General features: G+C 71.2%; 17 protein-coding genes. 15 read left to right on the top strand and 2 right to left on the bottom strand.

The genetic code is table 11. The annotated features are described in order from the left end of the window. Positions 1-24 precede the first annotated feature (24 nt). Positions 25-648, top strand: coding sequence for a TetR/AcrR family transcriptional regulator (locus ACTHNQ_RS05505; RefSeq protein ID WP_440331820.1), 624 nt, complete (start codon positions 25-27; stop codon positions 646-648). Between the two features lie 76 nt (positions 649-724). Here ACTHNQ_RS05505 and ACTHNQ_RS05500 read toward each other — a convergent pair whose 3' ends face one another. After that, entirely contained in the window at positions 725-2,098 is a 1,374-nt protein-coding gene (locus tag ACTHNQ_RS05500) for an MFS transporter (RefSeq protein WP_440331818.1), read from the bottom strand. 114 nt (positions 2,099-2,212) lie between these two features. Between ACTHNQ_RS05500 and ACTHNQ_RS05495 the strand changes: the two genes are divergently transcribed. From ACTHNQ_RS05495 to ACTHNQ_RS05455, 9 genes are all read left to right on the top strand, one after another. Beyond that, positions 2,213-3,709 carry a fumarylacetoacetate hydrolase family protein gene (locus ACTHNQ_RS05495; RefSeq protein ID WP_440331816.1) on the top strand — a complete coding sequence of 499 codons (1,497 nt, stop codon included), beginning with the start codon at positions 2,213-2,215 and terminating at the stop codon, positions 3,707-3,709. Continuing rightward, a complete protein-coding gene (locus ACTHNQ_RS05490; RefSeq protein ID WP_440331814.1) occupies positions 3,706-4,401 on the top strand; it encodes a GntR family transcriptional regulator in 696 nt (231 codons plus the stop codon). The genes ACTHNQ_RS05495 and ACTHNQ_RS05490 overlap by 4 nt, the downstream gene beginning before the upstream one ends. A gap of 32 nt (positions 4,402-4,433) precedes the next feature. Next, a complete protein-coding gene (hpaE, locus tag ACTHNQ_RS05485; RefSeq protein ID WP_440331812.1) occupies positions 4,434-5,966 on the top strand; it encodes a 5-carboxymethyl-2-hydroxymuconate semialdehyde dehydrogenase in 1,533 nt (510 codons plus the stop codon). A gap of 79 nt (positions 5,967-6,045) precedes the next feature. Further along, a complete protein-coding gene (hpaD, locus tag ACTHNQ_RS05480) occupies positions 6,046-7,206 on the top strand; it encodes a 3,4-dihydroxyphenylacetate 2,3-dioxygenase (RefSeq protein ID WP_440331810.1) in 1,161 nt (386 codons plus the stop codon). A gap of 20 nt (positions 7,207-7,226) precedes the next feature. Further along, entirely contained in the window at positions 7,227-8,012 is a 786-nt protein-coding gene (locus ACTHNQ_RS05475) for a 2-keto-4-pentenoate hydratase (protein WP_440331808.1), read from the top strand. Then, a complete protein-coding gene (locus tag ACTHNQ_RS05470; RefSeq protein ID WP_440331806.1) occupies positions 7,997-8,800 on the top strand; it encodes an HpcH/HpaI aldolase family protein in 804 nt (267 codons plus the stop codon). Before ACTHNQ_RS05475 ends, ACTHNQ_RS05470 begins: the two co-directional genes overlap by 16 nt. Positions 8,801-8,953: 153 nt before the next feature. Next, complete coding sequence (locus ACTHNQ_RS05465) at positions 8,954-9,514, top strand: hypothetical protein (RefSeq protein WP_440331804.1); 561 nt, start codon at positions 8,954-8,956, stop codon at positions 9,512-9,514. A gap of 85 nt (positions 9,515-9,599) precedes the next feature. After that, entirely contained in the window at positions 9,600-9,980 is a 381-nt protein-coding gene (locus ACTHNQ_RS05460) for a YciI family protein (protein ID WP_440331803.1), read from the top strand. Next, positions 9,980-11,053, top strand: a complete 1,074-nt coding sequence (locus ACTHNQ_RS05455; RefSeq protein WP_440331801.1) for an RNA polymerase sigma factor — start codon at positions 9,980-9,982, stop codon at positions 11,051-11,053. The genes ACTHNQ_RS05460 and ACTHNQ_RS05455 overlap by 1 nt, the downstream gene beginning before the upstream one ends. Positions 11,054-11,063: 10 nt before the next feature. On the opposite strand, the gene ACTHNQ_RS05450 is transcribed toward ACTHNQ_RS05455, so the two are convergent. Continuing rightward, a complete protein-coding gene (locus ACTHNQ_RS05450) occupies positions 11,064-11,366 on the bottom strand; it encodes a hypothetical protein (protein WP_440331799.1) in 303 nt (100 codons plus the stop codon). A 175-nt stretch (positions 11,367-11,541) separates the two neighbouring features. Here ACTHNQ_RS05450 and ACTHNQ_RS05445 point away from each other — a divergent pair, with 175 nt between their 5' ends. The 5 genes from ACTHNQ_RS05445 to ACTHNQ_RS05425 are packed head-to-tail and all read left to right on the top strand — an operon-like array spanning position 11,542 to position 15,249. Continuing rightward, entirely contained in the window at positions 11,542-12,396 is an 855-nt protein-coding gene (locus ACTHNQ_RS05445; RefSeq protein WP_440331797.1) for an ABC transporter substrate-binding protein, read from the top strand. 25 nt (positions 12,397-12,421) lie between these two features. Then, positions 12,422-13,351, top strand: coding sequence for an amino acid ABC transporter permease (locus tag ACTHNQ_RS05440; protein WP_440331795.1), 930 nt, complete (start codon positions 12,422-12,424; stop codon positions 13,349-13,351). Beyond that, positions 13,348-14,079 (top strand): amino acid ABC transporter ATP-binding protein, encoded by a 732-nt coding sequence (locus tag ACTHNQ_RS05435; RefSeq protein ID WP_440331794.1) that lies wholly within the window; start codon positions 13,348-13,350, stop codon positions 14,077-14,079. Before ACTHNQ_RS05440 ends, ACTHNQ_RS05435 begins: the two co-directional genes overlap by 4 nt. A 60-nt stretch (positions 14,080-14,139) precedes the next feature. Next, positions 14,140-14,601 (top strand): MarR family winged helix-turn-helix transcriptional regulator, encoded by a 462-nt coding sequence (locus ACTHNQ_RS05430; protein ID WP_440331792.1) that lies wholly within the window; start codon positions 14,140-14,142, stop codon positions 14,599-14,601. Between the two features lie 3 nt (positions 14,602-14,604). Next, positions 14,605-15,249 carry an NAD(P)H-dependent oxidoreductase gene (locus ACTHNQ_RS05425; RefSeq protein WP_440331790.1) on the top strand — a complete coding sequence of 215 codons (645 nt, stop codon included), beginning with the start codon at positions 14,605-14,607 and terminating at the stop codon, positions 15,247-15,249. Positions 15,250-15,580: the final 331 nt, after the last annotated feature.

Here is a 15,580-nt window from a genome sequence, read left to right as displayed (position 1 = left end):
CTCGGCGGATGGGAGACTGGGGCCATGACCGCGACACCGGCGACAGGCGCCCCCGCCGGGGCGCCCGCGCGGCGCGGCCGGCCCGGCTACGACCGGGCGCAGATCCTCGAGGTCGCCGTCGGCCTGTTCAACGATCAGGGGTACGACGCGACCTCGGTCGCCGATCTCGCGCAGCGGCTCGGCCTCACGAAGTCCGCGCTGTACCACCACTTCGATTCGAAGGAGCAGCTCCTCGCGCTCGCTCTGGACGAGGCGCTGAGCGGGCTCGAAGGCGTGCTCGACGCCCCCGCGAGCATCGAGCCCGAGCCTGCCGAGCGTCTGGCGGCCGTGCTCCGCGGCGCCGTGCTGGTGCTGGTCGACCGGCTCCCCTACGTGACCCTGCTGCTCCGCGTGCGCGGCAACAGCGACGTCGAGCGCGCCGCCCTCGAACGGCGGCGCGCCTTCGACCACCGGGTGACCGCCCTCGTCGCCGAGGCTCAGGCGGCGGGGAGCGTGCGATCCGACGTCGACGGTCCCGTCGTCACGCGCCTCGTGTTCGGCATGGTCAACTCCCTCGTGGAGTGGTACCGGCCGGGTGGCGCCATCGACCGCGAGCGCCTCGCGCACGACCTGGTCACCGTCGCGCTCGACGGCATGCGCACCCGCTGACGCCGCGCGGGAACGACGGATGCCGCCGCCCAGGGCTCACGAGGAGTCCGGGGCGGCGGCATCCGCTTCGAGGCGGTCAGGCCTTGGCGAGGCCGTAGATCGGGCTGACCTCCTGCTCGGCCTCGTGGTCGGGTCCGAGCGGGATGCCGGAGCGGTCGCGCAGCAGCAGCGTCGCGATGAGGCCGAGGCACGTCATGCCGGCCAGGTACCAGGTGACCGAGAGGGTCGATCCGGTCGCCTGGACGAGGGCCGTCGCGATCATCGGGGCGAACGCGCCACCGAGGATCGCGCCGATCGCGTACGAGATCGAGACGCCCGAGAACCGGATCGACGCCGGGAAGAGCTCGGAGTACAGCGCCGCCTGCGGGCCGTACGTGAAGCCGAGGCCGATCGTGAGGATCGCCAGACCGAGGAACAGCAGCCAGATGTCTCCGGTGTTCACGAGCGGGAAGAGCAGGAAGACGCCGGCGAGCTGCAGGATCCAGCCGATGATGTACGTCGTGCGGCGGCCGATGCGGTCCGAGATGAAGCCGGCGAACAGCGTCGAGAGCAGCCAGGTCACGGCCGAGCCGGCGACGGCCCACAGCACCGGGCCGCGTTCGAGCGCGAGCGGGCCCTCGGGGTTGGTGGAGTAGCCCTGGATGTAGCCGCCGGTGGTCATGTAGCCGACGGCGTTGTTGCCGGCGAACACGAACGCGGCGATGACGACGAGCAGCGCGTGCTTGCGGAAGAGCGTGAGGATCGGCGTGCGGGCCTTCTCCTTGCGCTGCGCAAGCTCGGCGAACACCGGGCTCTCTTCGACGCGGCGGCGGACGTAGTAGCCCACGAGGATCAGCACGACGCTGAGCAGGAACGGCACACGCCATCCCCACACGAGGAACGCGTCGCCGGGAGCGATCATCGCCATGAACGCCATGACGCCCGAGGCGAGCAGCAGACCGAGAGGGACGCCGATCTGGGGCGCCGCGCCGAACGCGCCGCGACGCTTCTTGGGGGCGTGCTCGACGGCCATCAGGACCGCGCCGCCCCACTCGCCGCCGGCCGAGATGCCCTGCAGGATGCGCAGCAGCACGAGCAGGATCGGCGCCGCGACGCCGATCGCCTCGTACGTGGGCAGCACGCCGATGAGGGCGGTCGATGCGCCCATGAGGATCAGCGTCCACATGAGCACGACCTTGCGGCCGTACTTGTCGCCGAAGTGGCCGGCGAGGAACGCGCCGAGCGGTCGGAACAGGAAGCTCACGCCGACCGTCGCGAAGGCGACGATGGCGCTGTTGGCGCCGAGCGGGGCGAAGAACAGCTGGCCGAAGACCAGTCCGACCGCCGTGGCGTAGATGAAGAAGTCGTACCACTCGACGGTGGTACCGATGACGGTCGCGAAGACGACCCTCTTGCGATCTGCCGACGCCGCGATGGTGCCGGTCGGGGTGAATCCCTCTTGCGTGCTCATTGTGACTCCTGTGTCGGGGCTGACGTCGTCGTCACCGGTCAACTCGTTCGGGTGTTGCCGGATGTGGGACCGATCATATACGATTTCGAATACGACGCAAGAGTGAGGGAGCTCATGACGGTAGACATCGGAACGGATGCCGCAGATCCGCGGTTCGCCGCGTTGCCCGGGCGTCCGGGCAAGATCATCGCGATCCACCTCAGCTACGCGTCCCGCGCCGATCAGCGCGGACGCCGGCCCGCGGCACCCTCCTACTTCTTCAAGCCGTCGAGCTCGGTCGCGGCATCCGGCAGCACCATCGAACGCCCCGCCGGCACCGAGCTGCTGGCCTTCGAGGGCGAGATCGCCCTCGTGATCGGCGCCCCCGCACGCCGTGTCGGCCTGGCCGACGCGTGGTCCCACGTCGCCGCCGTCACCGCCGCGAACGACTTCGGCCTCTACGACCTGCGCGCGAACGACAAGGGCTCGAACGTGCGCTCCAAGGGCGGCGACGGCTACACGCCCATCGGCCCGGCCCTCATCGACGCCCGCGCGATCGACCCCCAGACGCTGCGCGTGCGCACCTGGCTCAACGGCGACCTCGTGCAGGACGACAGCTCCGCCGGCATGATCTTCCCGCTGACGCAGCTCGTCGCCGACCTGTCGCAGCACTTCACGCTCGAGACCGGCGACGTGATCCTCACCGGCACGCCCGCCGGCTCGTCGGTCGCCGGCCCCGGCGACGTCGTCGAGGTCGAGGTTGACGTGCCCGGCGGGCCGAGCACCGGACGCCTCGTCACCACCGTCGTGCAGGGCGAGACCCCCTTCGACGGCGACCTCGGTTCGCTGCCCGCAGCCGACGACCTGCAGCGCACCGAGGCCTGGGGCTCCCGCGAGGCCGCGGGCCTCCCCGCGGCGGTCGCCGACGCCGGCACGCCCGCCCTGAGCGAGGAGTTGCGCGCCAAGCTGCTCGAAGCGCCCACCGCCGGCCTGTCGGCGCAGCTGCGCAAGCGCGGCCACCACTCCTGCTTCATCGACGGCGTCCACGCCAACCTCGACGGCGCGAAGATCGTCGGCACCGCCAAGACGCTGCGCTTCGTCCCGTTCCGCGAAGACCTCTTCGCGGCCCACGGCGGCGGCTACAACGCCCAGAAGCGGGCGTTCGACGCGGTCGGCGAGGGCGAGGTCATCGTCATCGAGGCCCGCGGCGACGACACCACCGGCACGCTCGGCGACATCCTCGCGCTCCGCGCCCGGGCGCGCGGCGCCGCCGGGGTCGTCACCGACGGCGGTGTGCGCGACTTCGACGCCGTGGCCGAGATCGGGCTGCCGGTGTTCTCGAAGGGCGCCCACCCGTCGGTGCTCGGCCGCAAGCACGTGCCCTGGGAGCACGACGTCACGATCGCCTGCGGCGGCGCCACGGTGCAGCCCGGCGACATCATCGTCGGCGACGGCGACGGGGTCGTCGTCATCCCGCCCGCGATCGCCGAAGAGGTCGCCGACGACGCCCTGGCGCAGGAGGTCGAGGACGCCTGGATCGCCGAGCGGGTCGCGGAGGGGCATCCGGTCGACGGGCTCTTCCCGATGAACGCCGAATGGCGCGCCCGCTACGACGCGGAGCGCACGCGATGACCACCGTGGTGGGCCAGTCCCCCGCCCCGGCCGGCGGCAGCAAGTCCGAGCAGGCATACGAATGGCTGCGCGAGCGGATCGCGCGCCACGAGTACGGGCCGGGCTACCGTCTCGTGCTCGGTCCCATCGCCGACGGGCTCGGCATGAGCGTGGTGCCGGTGCGGGAGGCGATCCGCCGGCTCGAGGCCGAGGGCCTGGTCACGTTCGAGCGGAACGTCGGCGCCCGCGTCGCGGTCGTGGACGAGAGCGAGTACGTCTTCACGATGCAGACCCTCGGGCTCGTCGAAGGTGCGGCGACGTCGCTGTCGGCCCCGTTGCTGACGGCAGCAGACCTCGACCGCGCGGCGCAGATCAACGACCGCATGGCGCGGTTGCTCGACGACTTCGACCCGCACCTGTTCACCCAGCTCAACCAGCAGTTCCACTCGGTGCTCTACGAGCCGTGCCCCAACCCGCACATCCTCGATCTGGTGCACCGCGGCTGGTCACGGCTGTCGGGTCTGCGCGACTCGACGTTCGCCTTCGTGCCGGGGCGCGCGCACCACTCGGTCGACGAGCACGCCGAGATCGTCGACCTCATCCGCACCGGCGCCGACCCGCTCGAGATCGAGCTCGCCGCCCGCACCCACCGCTGGCGCACGATGGACGCGTTCCTCGCCGCCCGGCATCCCTCACCTGAACTCCCGGCCTGAGCCGGCCGAATCCGTCCGAACCGGAGGAACCCATGACCGACATCGACACTGCGCTCGCGACCCGGCACGTGCCGGAGGGGCTGCCCGACCGCATCCAGCACTACATCGACGGCGAGTTCGTCGACTCGCTCGACGGCGACACGTTCGACGTGCTCGACCCGGTGACCAACGAGACGTATGTGCAGGCCGCGGCCGGCAAGAAGGCCGACATCGACCGCGCCGTCGCGGCGGCGCGCCGCGCGTTCACCGAGGGCCCGTGGCCGCGGATGCTGCCGCGCGAGCGCTCCCGCGTGCTGCACCGCATCGCCGACATCGTCGAGTCCCGCGACGCGCGGCTCGCCGAGCTGGAGTCCTTCGACTCGGGTCTGCCGATCACGCAGGCGCTCGGCCAGGCGCGCCGCGCGGCCGAGAACTTCCGGTTCTTCGCCGACCTGATCGTCGCGCAGGCCGACGACGCCTACAAGGTGCCCGGCCGCCAGATGAACTACGTCAACCGCAAGCCGATCGGGGTCGCCGGGCTCATCACGCCGTGGAACACCCCGTTCATGCTGGAGTCGTGGAAGCTCGGCCCGGCGCTCGCGACGGGCAACACGGTCGTGCTGAAGCCGGCCGAGTTCACTCCCCTGTCGGCCTCGCTGTGGGCGGGCATCTTCGAAGAGGCGGGGCTGCCGAAGGGCGTCTTCAACCTCGTCAACGGACTCGGAGAGGATGCCGGCGACGCGCTGGTGAAGCATCCCGAGGTCCCGCTCATCTCGTTCACGGGTGAGAGCCGCACGGGTCAGCTCATCTTCGGCAACGCCGCGCCGTTCCTGAAGGGCCTGTCGATGGAGCTCGGCGGCAAGAGCCCCGCCGTGGTGTTCGCCGACGCCGACCTCGAGGCCGCGATCGACGCCACGATCTTCGGCGTCTTCTCGCTGAACGGCGAGCGCTGCACCGCGGGCTCCCGGATCCTCGTCGAGCGCCCGATCTACGACGAGTTCGTCGAGCGCTACGCGGCGCAGGCGGACCGCGTCGTCGTCGGGTACCCGCACGACCCGAAGACCGAGGTCGGCGCGCTCGTGCACCCCGAGCACTACGCCAAGGTCATGAGCTACGTCGAGATCGGCAAGACCGAGGCCCGCCTCGTCGCCGGCGGCGGCCGCCCCGAGGGCTTCGAGACCGGCAACTTCGTGCGCCCCACGGTGTTCGCCGACGTCGCCCCCGACGCCCGCATCTTCCAGGAGGAGATCTTCGGTCCGGTCGTGGCGATCACGCCGTTCGACACCGACGAAGAGGCCCTCGAGCTCGCCAACGGAGTGAAGTACGGCCTCGCCGCCTACGTGTGGACCAACGACCTCAAGCGCGCCCACAACTTCTCGCAGGCCATCGAGGCCGGCATGGTCTGGCTCAACTCGAACAACGTGCGGGACCTCCGCACCCCGTTCGGCGGCGTCAAGGCGTCGGGCCTCGGCCACGAGGGCGGCTACCGCTCGATCGACTTCTACACCGACCAGCAGGCCGTGCACATCACGCTCGGCCCCGCGCACAACCCGACCTTCGGCAAGGACGGCGCGGCCGCTCACTGACCCGGATGCCGCGCCGCAGGTCTGCACGCGGCGCGGCATCCGCACCACACCTCCACCCGATTCCACGCAAGGACGCGACATGACCAGCCGTGACGACATGACCCTGACCTCCTCGGGCTTCTACGTGAGCCAGGAGGCGCCGATCCTCTCCGACAACCCGATCCCGACGCCCAGCGCTCCGGCGCCCGACATCCTGCGCTGCGCGTACATGGAGCTCGTGGTCACCGACCTGGCGGCATCCCGCACGTTCTACGTCGACGTGCTGGGCCTCTACGTCACCGAAGAGGACGAGTCGACCATCTACCTCCGTTCGACGGAGGAGTTCATCCACCACAACCTCGTGCTCCGCCAGGGTCCGGTCGCCGCGGTCGCGGCCTTCTCGTACCGCGTGCGCTCGGCCGAGGAGCTCGACAAGGCCGTCGCGTTCTACGAGGAGCTCGGCTGCGACGTGCGCCGCAACCCCGACGGGTTCACCAAGGGCATCGGCGACTCGGTGCGCGTGACCGACCCGCTCGGCTTCCCGTACGAGTTCTTCTACGCCACCGAGCACGTCGAGCGCCTGTCGTGGCGCTACGACCTGCACACCCCCGGCGAGCTGGTGCGCCTGGACCACTTCAACCAGGTCACCCCCGACGTGCCGCGCGCGGTCAACTTCATGCAGTCGCTGGGCTTCCGCGTGACCGAGGACATCCAGGACGACGAGGGCACCGTCTACGCCGCGTGGATGCGCCGCAAGCCCACGGTGCACGACACCGCGATGACCGGCGGCGACGGCCCGCGCATGCACCACGTCGCGTTCGCCACCCACGAGAAGCACAACATCCTCGCGATCTGCGACAAGCTCGGGGCACTCCGCCGCTCCGACGCGATCGAGCGCGGCCCGGGCCGCCACGGCGTCTCGAACGCGTTCTACCTGTACCTGCGCGACCCCGACGGGCACCGCGTCGAGATCTACACGCAGGACTACTACACGGGCGACCCCGACAACCCGGTCGTCACGTGGGACGTGCACGACAACCAGCGCCGCGACTGGTGGGGCAACCCGGTGGTCCCGTCGTGGTACACCGAGGCATCCCTCGTGCTCGACCTCGACGGCAACCCGCAGCCTGTGGTCGCCCGCACGGACTCGTCCGAGATGGCGGTCACGATCGGCGCCGACGGCTTCTCGTACACGCGTCCCGGCGAGGACTCGATGCCCGAGTACAAGCAGGGCGAGTACAAGCTCGGCCACCAGCTGTGAGCGACTGAGGAGACGAGTGGATGCTGCCACCCGATGACATCGCGGCGATCGCGGCCGAACTGGCCGAGGCCGACCGCACGCACTCAGTGATCCCGCGGATCACCGCCCGCTACCCGGATGCGACGGTCGAGGACTCGTACGCCATCCAGGGCGTATGGCGCGACCGCATGATCGCCGACGGGCGCCGCCTCGTCGGCCGCAAGATCGGGCTGACGTCCAAGGCCATGCAGCAGGCGACCGGCATCACCGAGCCGGACTACGGTGTCATGTTCGACGACACCGTGTACGAGTCGGGCGCCGAGATCCCCGTCGACCTGTTCTCGAACGTGCGGATCGAGGTGGAGCTGGCGTTCGTTCTGAAGACGCCGCTGGAGGGGCCGGACTGCACGCTCGAGGACGCCCTGGCGGCGATCGACTACGCCGTGCCGGCGCTGGAGGTGCTGAACTCCCACATCGAGCTGGAGGGGCGCACCATCGTCGACACCATCAGCGACAACGCCGCATATGGAGGGATGGTGCTCGGCACCGTCCACAAGCGTCCCGACGAGATCGACCTGCGCTGGGTGCCCGGCGTGCTGTCGCGCAACGGCGAGATCGAAGAGACCGGCGTCGCCGCGGGCGTACTCGGCCACCCGGCGACCGGAGTGGCGTGGCTGGCGAACAAGTTCGCCCAGCACGGGGCGCGCCTGGAGGCGGGCGAGATCATCCTCGCCGGCTCGTTCACGCGCCCCATGTGGGTCTCGCGCGGCGACAGCGTGCACTGCGACTATGGCCCCATGGGAGTGATCGAATGCCGCTTCGTCTGAACCCGACCTTCCGCGAGCGTCTCGACGGCTCCGACCGCGCCCTGATCGGCCTGTGGGCGTGCTCGGGGTCGCCGCTGGTCGCCGAGATCCTCGCCGGCTCGGGCGCGGACTGGCTGCTCATCGACATGGAGCACTCCGCGAACACCCTCGACTCGGTGCTCGCGCAGCTGCAGGCGGTGGCCGGCTACCCGGTCACCCCGGTGGTGCGGGTGCCCTACGGCGACGACGTGATCCTCAAGCAGGTGCTCGACCTCGGCGCGCAGAACGTGCTCGTCCCGATGGTGTCGACCGCCGAGCAGGCGCGCGAGCTCGTCGCGGCGGTGCGCTATCCGCCGCACGGGCGTCGCGGCGTGGGCTCGGCGCTGTCGCGGTCGGCGCGCTGGAACCGCGTCGACGGCTACCTCACGGATGCCGACTCGCACGTGTCGCTGTTCGTCCAGGTCGAATCCGCCGAAGCCGTCGGCAACGCGGCCGCCATCGCCGCCGTGGACGGCGTGGACGGCATCTTCGTCGGCCCCGCCGACCTCGCCGCCTCGCTCGGCGTGCTCGGGCAGCAGACCCACCCCGACGTCATCGCCGCCGTCGAGCGCACGTTCGCGGCGGTGCAGGCCGTCGGCAAGCCCGTCGGCGTCAACGCCTTCGACCCCGCCGCCGCAGACGCGTACATCACCGCCGGCGCCGCATTCATCGCCGTCGCCGCCGACGTGTCGCTCCTCGCCCGCGGCTCCGAGACCCTCGCGGCCCGCTTCATCCCCACCGACCCGGGCACCGAGCGAGCTTCGTACTGAGGGCAGCCGGATGCCGGCGGCCCGGGCCGCCGGCATCCCTCTCCCGGAATCGCGAAAGGGTATGTTTTCGCCGCCACGCGCCGCGGAAACGTACCCTTTCGCGGGTCCTCGGAGGCGTGGAGTCGCCGCAGCCACGTGTGGCACAGTGAACGCATGAAGAAGTGGGTCGTGCGGTTCGTGTCGCTGCTGGTGTTCAACGTCGTCGTGCTGCTCATCGTCGGCTGGCTCACCCCCGCGAAGGTCGGCTGGGCGGCGCTGTGGGCGGGCATCGTCATGACCGCGCTGGTGCTGTGGATCAAGCCGCTCATCGAGAAGTGGTTCCGCTCGTCGGCCGCCAAGTCCGCCGGCGGACGCACCAAGGCGGGCGAGAAGCTCGTCGAGTTCTTCATCGCCTTCGCGGTGGCCTTCCTCATCTGGATCGCCACGGTGCTGCTGTCGGGAGTGCGCATCGGCGGCGGGTTCTTCGGCGCAGTCTGGGCGTACATCCTCCCGCCGGTCATCCTGCTGATCGGCTGGGCGATCTACGCCGCGATCGACGACAAGGTCGAGTCCCACGCGGGCGCCCTGTACGACAAGGCGACCGGTGCCTCGTCGGGTGAACAGGATGCCGCCGCCCCGCCGATCCCGAGCCCCGAGACCGCCGCGGGCCGGCGCGAGCTGAACGACGGCCTCACCGACGAGCAGCGGCGCATGCTCGACGAGCTCGGCGGCTGACCGGGCGGATCCCGCTCCGCCTGTCGATCGGGATGCGCGCGGATCGTCATACCGGTGTCGCAACCCCCTGAGAAAGGACGACACCATGCGGTACGCACTCCTCCTCCACTACCCCGAGATGACCGCCGACGACCTCGGCCCCGAGGCCATCGCCGAAGGCATGCGCGCGTTCGACGCGTACGCGAAGGCGCTCGACGACGCCGGCGTGCTCGTGTCGGCCGAGGTGCTGCAGCCTTCGGCGGTGACGACGACGGTGACACTCGCCGACGATGCGCTGCGCGTGCAGGACGGCCCGTTCGCCGACACCAAGGAGCAGCTCGGCGGCACGTTCGTCATCGACGTCGACGACCTCGACGCCGCGATCGCCTGGGCCGGCAAGGCGCCGTCGGCCGCCTGGGGTCCGGTCGAGGTCCGGCCCAGCTCCACGTACTTCCGCGACGGCGCCTGGACCCCGTTCGCGGGCTGATGCCTGCCACCGACGACGTCCGTGCGGCCGCCGAGCGCGCCGCGCGGACGTCGTACGGGCGGCTCCTGTCGATCGTCGCTGCGTCGGCCGGAGCGTCCGCTCACGTCGGCCCCGACATCGCCCTCGCCGAGGACGCCCTCGGCGACGCGTTCGAGCGTGCGCTGCGGACATGGCCCGACGACGGCATCCCCGCCAATCCCGAAGGGTGGCTGGTCACCGTGGCCCGCAACCGACTGCGCGACATGCTGGGCGCCGCCGCACACCGCACCGGGGTGCCGCTCGACGACGGCCTCGCCGCGGTGCTCGCCGATGACCGCGCCCTCGACGCTGTGGCCGAGGCGGCTCGTCGCGACGAGATCCCCGACAAGCGGCTCGAACTGCTGTTCGCGTGCGCCCACCCGGCGATCGATCCGGCCGTGCGCACGCCGCTCATGCTGCAGACCGTGCTCGGGTTCGAGGCGGCCGACATCGCACAGGCGTTCGGCGTGGCCCCCGCGACGATGGCGCAGCGGCTCGTGCGCGCGAAGCGGCGCATCCGCGACGCCGGCATCCCGTTCCGCGTGCCGGCGCGGGCCGATATGCCGGCGCGGCTTCCCGCAGTGCTCGAGGCCATCTACGGCGCGTACGCGATCGACTGGCTCGATCAGGGCGACGAGCCCCGCGAGTCGCTGGCCGACGAAGCCCGGTGGCTCGCCGTGCTGACCGCGGCGCTGCTCGACGACGAGCCCGAGGCCTGGGGGCTGGCGGCGCTGCTGACGTACGCGCAGTCCCGCGCACCCGCCCGCATCGGCCGACCGTGGCCGCCGCTCGACGAGCACGACACGGCACTGTGGGACCGTGCGCTCATCGGCGAGGCCGACGTGCTCCTGCGCCGCGCATCCGCGCTCGGTCGGCCGATCGGGCGCTTCCAGCTCGAGGCGGCCATTCAGGCCGTGCACTGCGACCGGGCCCGCACGGGCATGCTCGACGTCGACACCCTCGTCACCCTCTACCGGGGCCTCGTCGCGATCGCTCCGACGGACGGCGCCCGCGCAGCACTGGCCGCCGCCGAGGCTCGCCGCCACGCGCGGTGACCCGCGCAGGTCACGGCATGCGCACGCCCACCACGTTCGTCGGCGGGTAGGGCCCCACCTGCGCCGTGCCCACCAGACGGTCGCCGACGACCTTGAGCACGAAGCGCAGCGACATGGGCAGCGGTGCGAGGAAGTCGACGCGGAACGATGCGGTGTCGCCCACGATGCTGCCGTCGCGGATCGCGATGGGCCCGGTGTCGCCCAGCGAGGTGCCGGTCAACGTGGTGCCGGCGCTCGTCAGCGTGAGGTCGTACCGACGGGAGCCCGCCAGTGTGACGACGTCGATCGCCCACTTTCCATCGATGCCCGCCACGCGTCCACCTCTCGTCGATCCGCGGCCCCCGCGGCCGTCGAGGCCATTCTGCACCCCGCGATCGGCGGGGCGGGTGTAACAATGCGACCCGTGGGGGCAGCGCCGCATCCGCGCCGCGAGAATGGGAGGAACGGCCGCGACAGCACGCGCGCCGCACCCGACTCCTGGAGGCACCATGTCGCGTCGCACCCGCCTGATCCGTCTCGCCGCCGTCGGCGTCGCCGTCGCCGCGCTCGCCCTCACGGGCTGCGCGTCCAGCGGCACACCGGACGCGACCGCGACGGGCGATGCCGAGGGCTGGGTGACCCCGGGCAAGATCACGATCGCGACCGGCGAGCCCGCCTACTACCCGTGGGTCATCGACGACGACCCGTCGTCGGGTGAGGGGTTCGAGTCGGCCGTGGCGTATGCGGTGGCAGACCAGCTCGGCTTCGCCAAGGACGACGTGGTGTGGGTGCGCACCGGCTTCGACGAGGCGATCGCGCCGGGTCCGAAGGACTTCGACTTCAATCTGCAGCAGTTCTCGATCTCGGACGAGCGCAAGCAGTCGGTCGACTTCAGCTCGGCGTACTACGAGACCACGCAGGTCGTCGTGACGACGGGCGCCTCGCCCGCCGCCGACGCGACCTCGATCGCCGACCTCAAGGACCTGCTCATCGGCGCTCAGACCGGCACGACGAGCTTCACCGCGATCGAATCGGTCATCCAGCCGACGCAGCCTGCGCAGGCGTTCAACACCAACGACGACGCCAAGCTCGCGCTCGAGAACGGCCTGGTCGACGCGATCGTCGTCGACCTGCCGACGGCGTTCTACATCTCGGGCGTGGAGCTCACCGACGGCGTGCTCGTCGGTCAGCTGCCGACGCCCGACGGCCAGACCGGCGATCAGTTCGGCCTCGTGCTCGCGAAGGACTCGCCGCTGACCGAGAAGGTGACCGCCGCCGTCGACGCACTGCGCGAAGACGGCACGCTCGACGAGCTCGCCGCGAAGTGGCTCGGCGGCGAGGGCCAGGCTCCGCTGCTGAAGTGAGCCCGCGCGCCGTTAGCCTGGCCCGATGAGTTCCCGATCCGGCCGGTCCCGCACGGCTGCGCGCCCGCCCGGCGAGGTGAGCGGTCTGCCCGGCGAGGTCAGCAGCCCGCCCCGCGAGGTCAGCGCCGTCGAGCTGGAGCGCCGCGCGTTCCGCAAGCGTCAGGGGGCGGCATCCGTCGCGATCAGCGTCGTGTCGACGCTGATAGTCGCCCTCATCGCCTGGCTGCTGATCATCAACACGCCCGGCTGGGCGCGCGTCCAGCAGCAGTTCTTCAACCCCGAGATCGCGCTGGCGTCGCTGCCGCGGGTGTGGGACGGCTTCCTGCTGAACCTGCGGGTGCTGGCGATGTCGGCCGTGCTCGTGCTGCTGTTCGGCCTGCTGCTGGCGACGCTGCGCACTCTGCGCGGCCCCGTCTGGTTGCCGCTACGCGCGCTCGCGGCGGCGTACACGGACGTCTTCCGCGGCATCCCGCTCATCATCGTGCTGTACCTCGTGGGCTTCGGCATCCCCGGCCTGCAGCTCATACCCGTGCGGCTGCCGACGGAGTTCTGGGGCACGATCGCCCTCACCCTCACGTACTCGGCGTACGTGAGCGAGGTGTTCCGGGCGGGGATCGAAGCGGTGCACCCGTCGCAGCGGCACGCGGCCCGGTCGCTGGGTCTCAGCCATGGGCAGACGATGCGGCTCGTCGTGGTGCCGCAGGCGTTCCGCAAGGTCACGCCCGCGCTCATGAACGACTTCGTCGCCATGCAGAAGGATGTCGGACTCATCTCGCTGCTGGGCGCCGTCGATGCGGTGCGGGCCGCGCAGATCGAGACCGCCGCATACTTCAACTTCACGCCGTATGTGGTGGCCGCGCTCCTCTTCGTGCTGCTCGCGATACCGACGATCCGGCTGACCGATTGGTACACCGCGAGGGTCCGCGCCCGCGAGCAGATCGGAGGGATCGTATGAGCGTCCTTCGGCTCGAAGACGTCTGGAAGTCGTTCGGCGACCACGACGTCCTGCGCGGCATCGACCTCGACGTCGCCCCGGGCGAGGTCGTCGCGCTCATCGGCTCGAGCGGTTCGGGCAAGTCGACGCTCCTGCGCACCGTCAACCTGCTGGAGCCCATCGACGACGGGCGCATCGTGCTGGGCGACGTCGACATCAGCAACCCGCGCGTCGACGTCGACGCCGTCCGTGCGCGCATCGGCGTGGTGTTCCAGCAGTACAACCTCTTTCCGCACCTCACGGTGCAGCACAACATCACGCTCGCACTGCGGCATGTGCACCGCATGAAGAGGCGAGAAGCGGATGCCGCCGCCACCGAGCTCCTGGAGCGCGTGGGTCTCGCCGACAAGGCCGCCGAGCACCCCGACCGCCTGTCGGGCGGCCAGCAGCAGCGCGTGGCGATCGCCCGGGCGGTCGCCACGTCACCGGAGCTGCTGCTGCTGGACGAGGTGACCTCGGCGCTCGATCCCGAGCTCGTGGGCGAGGTGCTCGACCTCGTGCGCGGCCTCGCCGACGACGGCATGACGATCGTGATGGCGACGCACGAGATGGCGTTCGCGCGCGATGTGGCCGACCGCGTGGTCTTCCTCGACGCCGGGCGCATCCTCGAGCAGGGTCCGCCGGCGGAGGTGTTCGGCGCGCCGCGCGAGGAGCGGACCAGAGAGTTCCTGGCGAGGTTCACCGCCTGACGGGCTGACGACTGTGTAAACCTGTTGACTCACAGCGAGTCAACTGGTTTACTCATTCTCGTGTCCGACCGCCTGAGCTTCACGATCCACGAACTCGTCGCCGAGATCGGCGCGTACGCCGACGGTGTGCTGCGCTCCCGGTACGGCGTGGGGTACAACCACTTCCAGTTCCTCGCGATCCTCGCCGACGTCGAGCCGTCCGACATGACCCGGCTCGCGCACTGCCTCGGCGTGACGAAGGCCGCTGTCAGCAAGCGCGTCCCGGCGCTCGTCGAGGACGGCTGGATCACCGCGGACTCCCCCGCCGGCGCGGGGCGCAGCGTGCTGCTGTCGCTCACCCCCAAAGGCGCCGCCCTCGTGCGGGACGCGGGCGCCGTGCTGGAACGCGACTTCGCCGCCATGCTCGCCGCGCCCGCACTCGCCGACGACCCCATCGACGCGCCGCGGCTCAACGCGCAGCTCAACCGACTCATCGCCTTCATGCAGAGCCCGACCGCCGCGGCGGTCCCCGTCCAGGAGTGACCCGTGAACCCTCCCCGCATCCTCGTCGTGATCGGCACGCCGCTGCCCGGCACTCTCAACCACGCCCTCGCCCACTCCTACGCCGACTCCGCCCGGGCGGCCGGCGCCGAGGTGCGCATCGTCGATCTCGCGGCCGACCCGGTGCCCGGGCATCCCTCCGCACGAGGAGAAGTGCGGATGCCGCGCACCGACGCCGACCGCCCGCTCGCGCCCGAGATCGTGTCGTACATCGCCGACGTCGAGTGGGCCGACCACCTCGCGTTCTTCTTCCCGCAGTGGTGGGGCTCCTCCCCCGCCGCACTCAAGACCTGGATCGACCGCGTCTTCGTCTCGGGCTTCGCCTATCGGTACCGGCCGACCGGGCGCCTGTGGGACAAGCTGCTCACCGGCCGCACCGCACGCATCGTCATGACCATGGACTCACCGGGGTTCTGGAACGCGTTCACGTACCGCGACGCGGCGATCCGGTCCCTGCGCGCCGCGACGCTCGAGTTCTGCGGCGTCAAGGTGCGCGGCGTCACGCGCCTGGCCGAGGTGCGCCACCGCACCGACGCCGACCGCGAGCGCTGGATCGGCGGGATGGCCTCGTTCGGAGCGACGGATGCCGCGGCCGCCGTCACTCGGCCGCGCGAGACCGTCGCCGCCTGACACACGGGTCTCGGGTGTCGCGGGGTGCGGCATCCACCCCACCCAAGCAACCATTCGCGCCACATGAAGCCCGATCGCCGGACCCGCGAACGATCAGGCACGCGGGGTGCGGCATCCACCCCACCACGGCGACCGCTCGCGCCACTCAAGCGCACGAAGACGTCGCAGACGGAACGCGGGGGGGGGGGCGGCGGGGCGGCGGCCCGCGGCGCCCCCGCGCCGCGGCGGCGGGGGGGGGGGCGGGGGGGGCCCCCCCCCCGGCCCCGCCGCGCGTTCCGTCTGCGACGTCTTCGTGCGCTTGAGTGGCGCGAGCGGTCGCCGTGGTGGGGTG

Source organism: Microbacterium sp. (assembly GCF_051953575.1).
In the GTDB taxonomy this organism is placed as follows: domain Bacteria; phylum Actinomycetota; class Actinomycetes; order Actinomycetales; family Microbacteriaceae; genus Microbacterium.
The sequence above is the reverse complement of the archived record's forward strand: the minus strand, read 5'-3'. Positions and strand labels throughout refer to the sequence as shown.

What these genes read in the sequence shown, in the direction of transcription:
- ACTHNQ_RS05505 (WP_440331820.1), top strand. Translation starts at nt 25, where the DNA reads ATGACCGCGACACCGGCGACAGGCGCCCCCGCCGGGGCGCCCGCGCGG.
- ACTHNQ_RS05500 (WP_440331818.1), bottom strand. Translation starts at nt 2,098, where the DNA reads ATGAGCACGCAAGAGGGATTCACCCCGACCGGCACCATCGCGGCGTCG.
- ACTHNQ_RS05495 (WP_440331816.1), top strand. Translation starts at nt 2,213, where the DNA reads ATGACGGTAGACATCGGAACGGATGCCGCAGATCCGCGGTTCGCCGCG.
- ACTHNQ_RS05490 (WP_440331814.1), top strand. Translation starts at nt 3,706, where the DNA reads ATGACCACCGTGGTGGGCCAGTCCCCCGCCCCGGCCGGCGGCAGCAAG.
- hpaE (WP_440331812.1), top strand. Translation starts at nt 4,434, where the DNA reads ATGACCGACATCGACACTGCGCTCGCGACCCGGCACGTGCCGGAGGGG.
- hpaD (WP_440331810.1), top strand. Translation starts at nt 6,046, where the DNA reads ATGACCAGCCGTGACGACATGACCCTGACCTCCTCGGGCTTCTACGTG.
- ACTHNQ_RS05475 (WP_440331808.1), top strand. Translation starts at nt 7,227, where the DNA reads ATGCTGCCACCCGATGACATCGCGGCGATCGCGGCCGAACTGGCCGAG.
- ACTHNQ_RS05470 (WP_440331806.1), top strand. Translation starts at nt 7,997, where the DNA reads ATGCCGCTTCGTCTGAACCCGACCTTCCGCGAGCGTCTCGACGGCTCC.
- ACTHNQ_RS05465 (WP_440331804.1), top strand. Translation starts at nt 8,954, where the DNA reads ATGAAGAAGTGGGTCGTGCGGTTCGTGTCGCTGCTGGTGTTCAACGTC.
- ACTHNQ_RS05460 (WP_440331803.1), top strand. Translation starts at nt 9,600, where the DNA reads ATGCGGTACGCACTCCTCCTCCACTACCCCGAGATGACCGCCGACGAC.
- ACTHNQ_RS05455 (WP_440331801.1), top strand. Translation starts at nt 9,980, where the DNA reads ATGCCTGCCACCGACGACGTCCGTGCGGCCGCCGAGCGCGCCGCGCGG.
- ACTHNQ_RS05445 (WP_440331797.1), top strand. Translation starts at nt 11,542, where the DNA reads ATGTCGCGTCGCACCCGCCTGATCCGTCTCGCCGCCGTCGGCGTCGCC.
- ACTHNQ_RS05440 (WP_440331795.1), top strand. Translation starts at nt 12,422, where the DNA reads ATGAGTTCCCGATCCGGCCGGTCCCGCACGGCTGCGCGCCCGCCCGGC.
- ACTHNQ_RS05435 (WP_440331794.1), top strand. Translation starts at nt 13,348, where the DNA reads ATGAGCGTCCTTCGGCTCGAAGACGTCTGGAAGTCGTTCGGCGACCAC.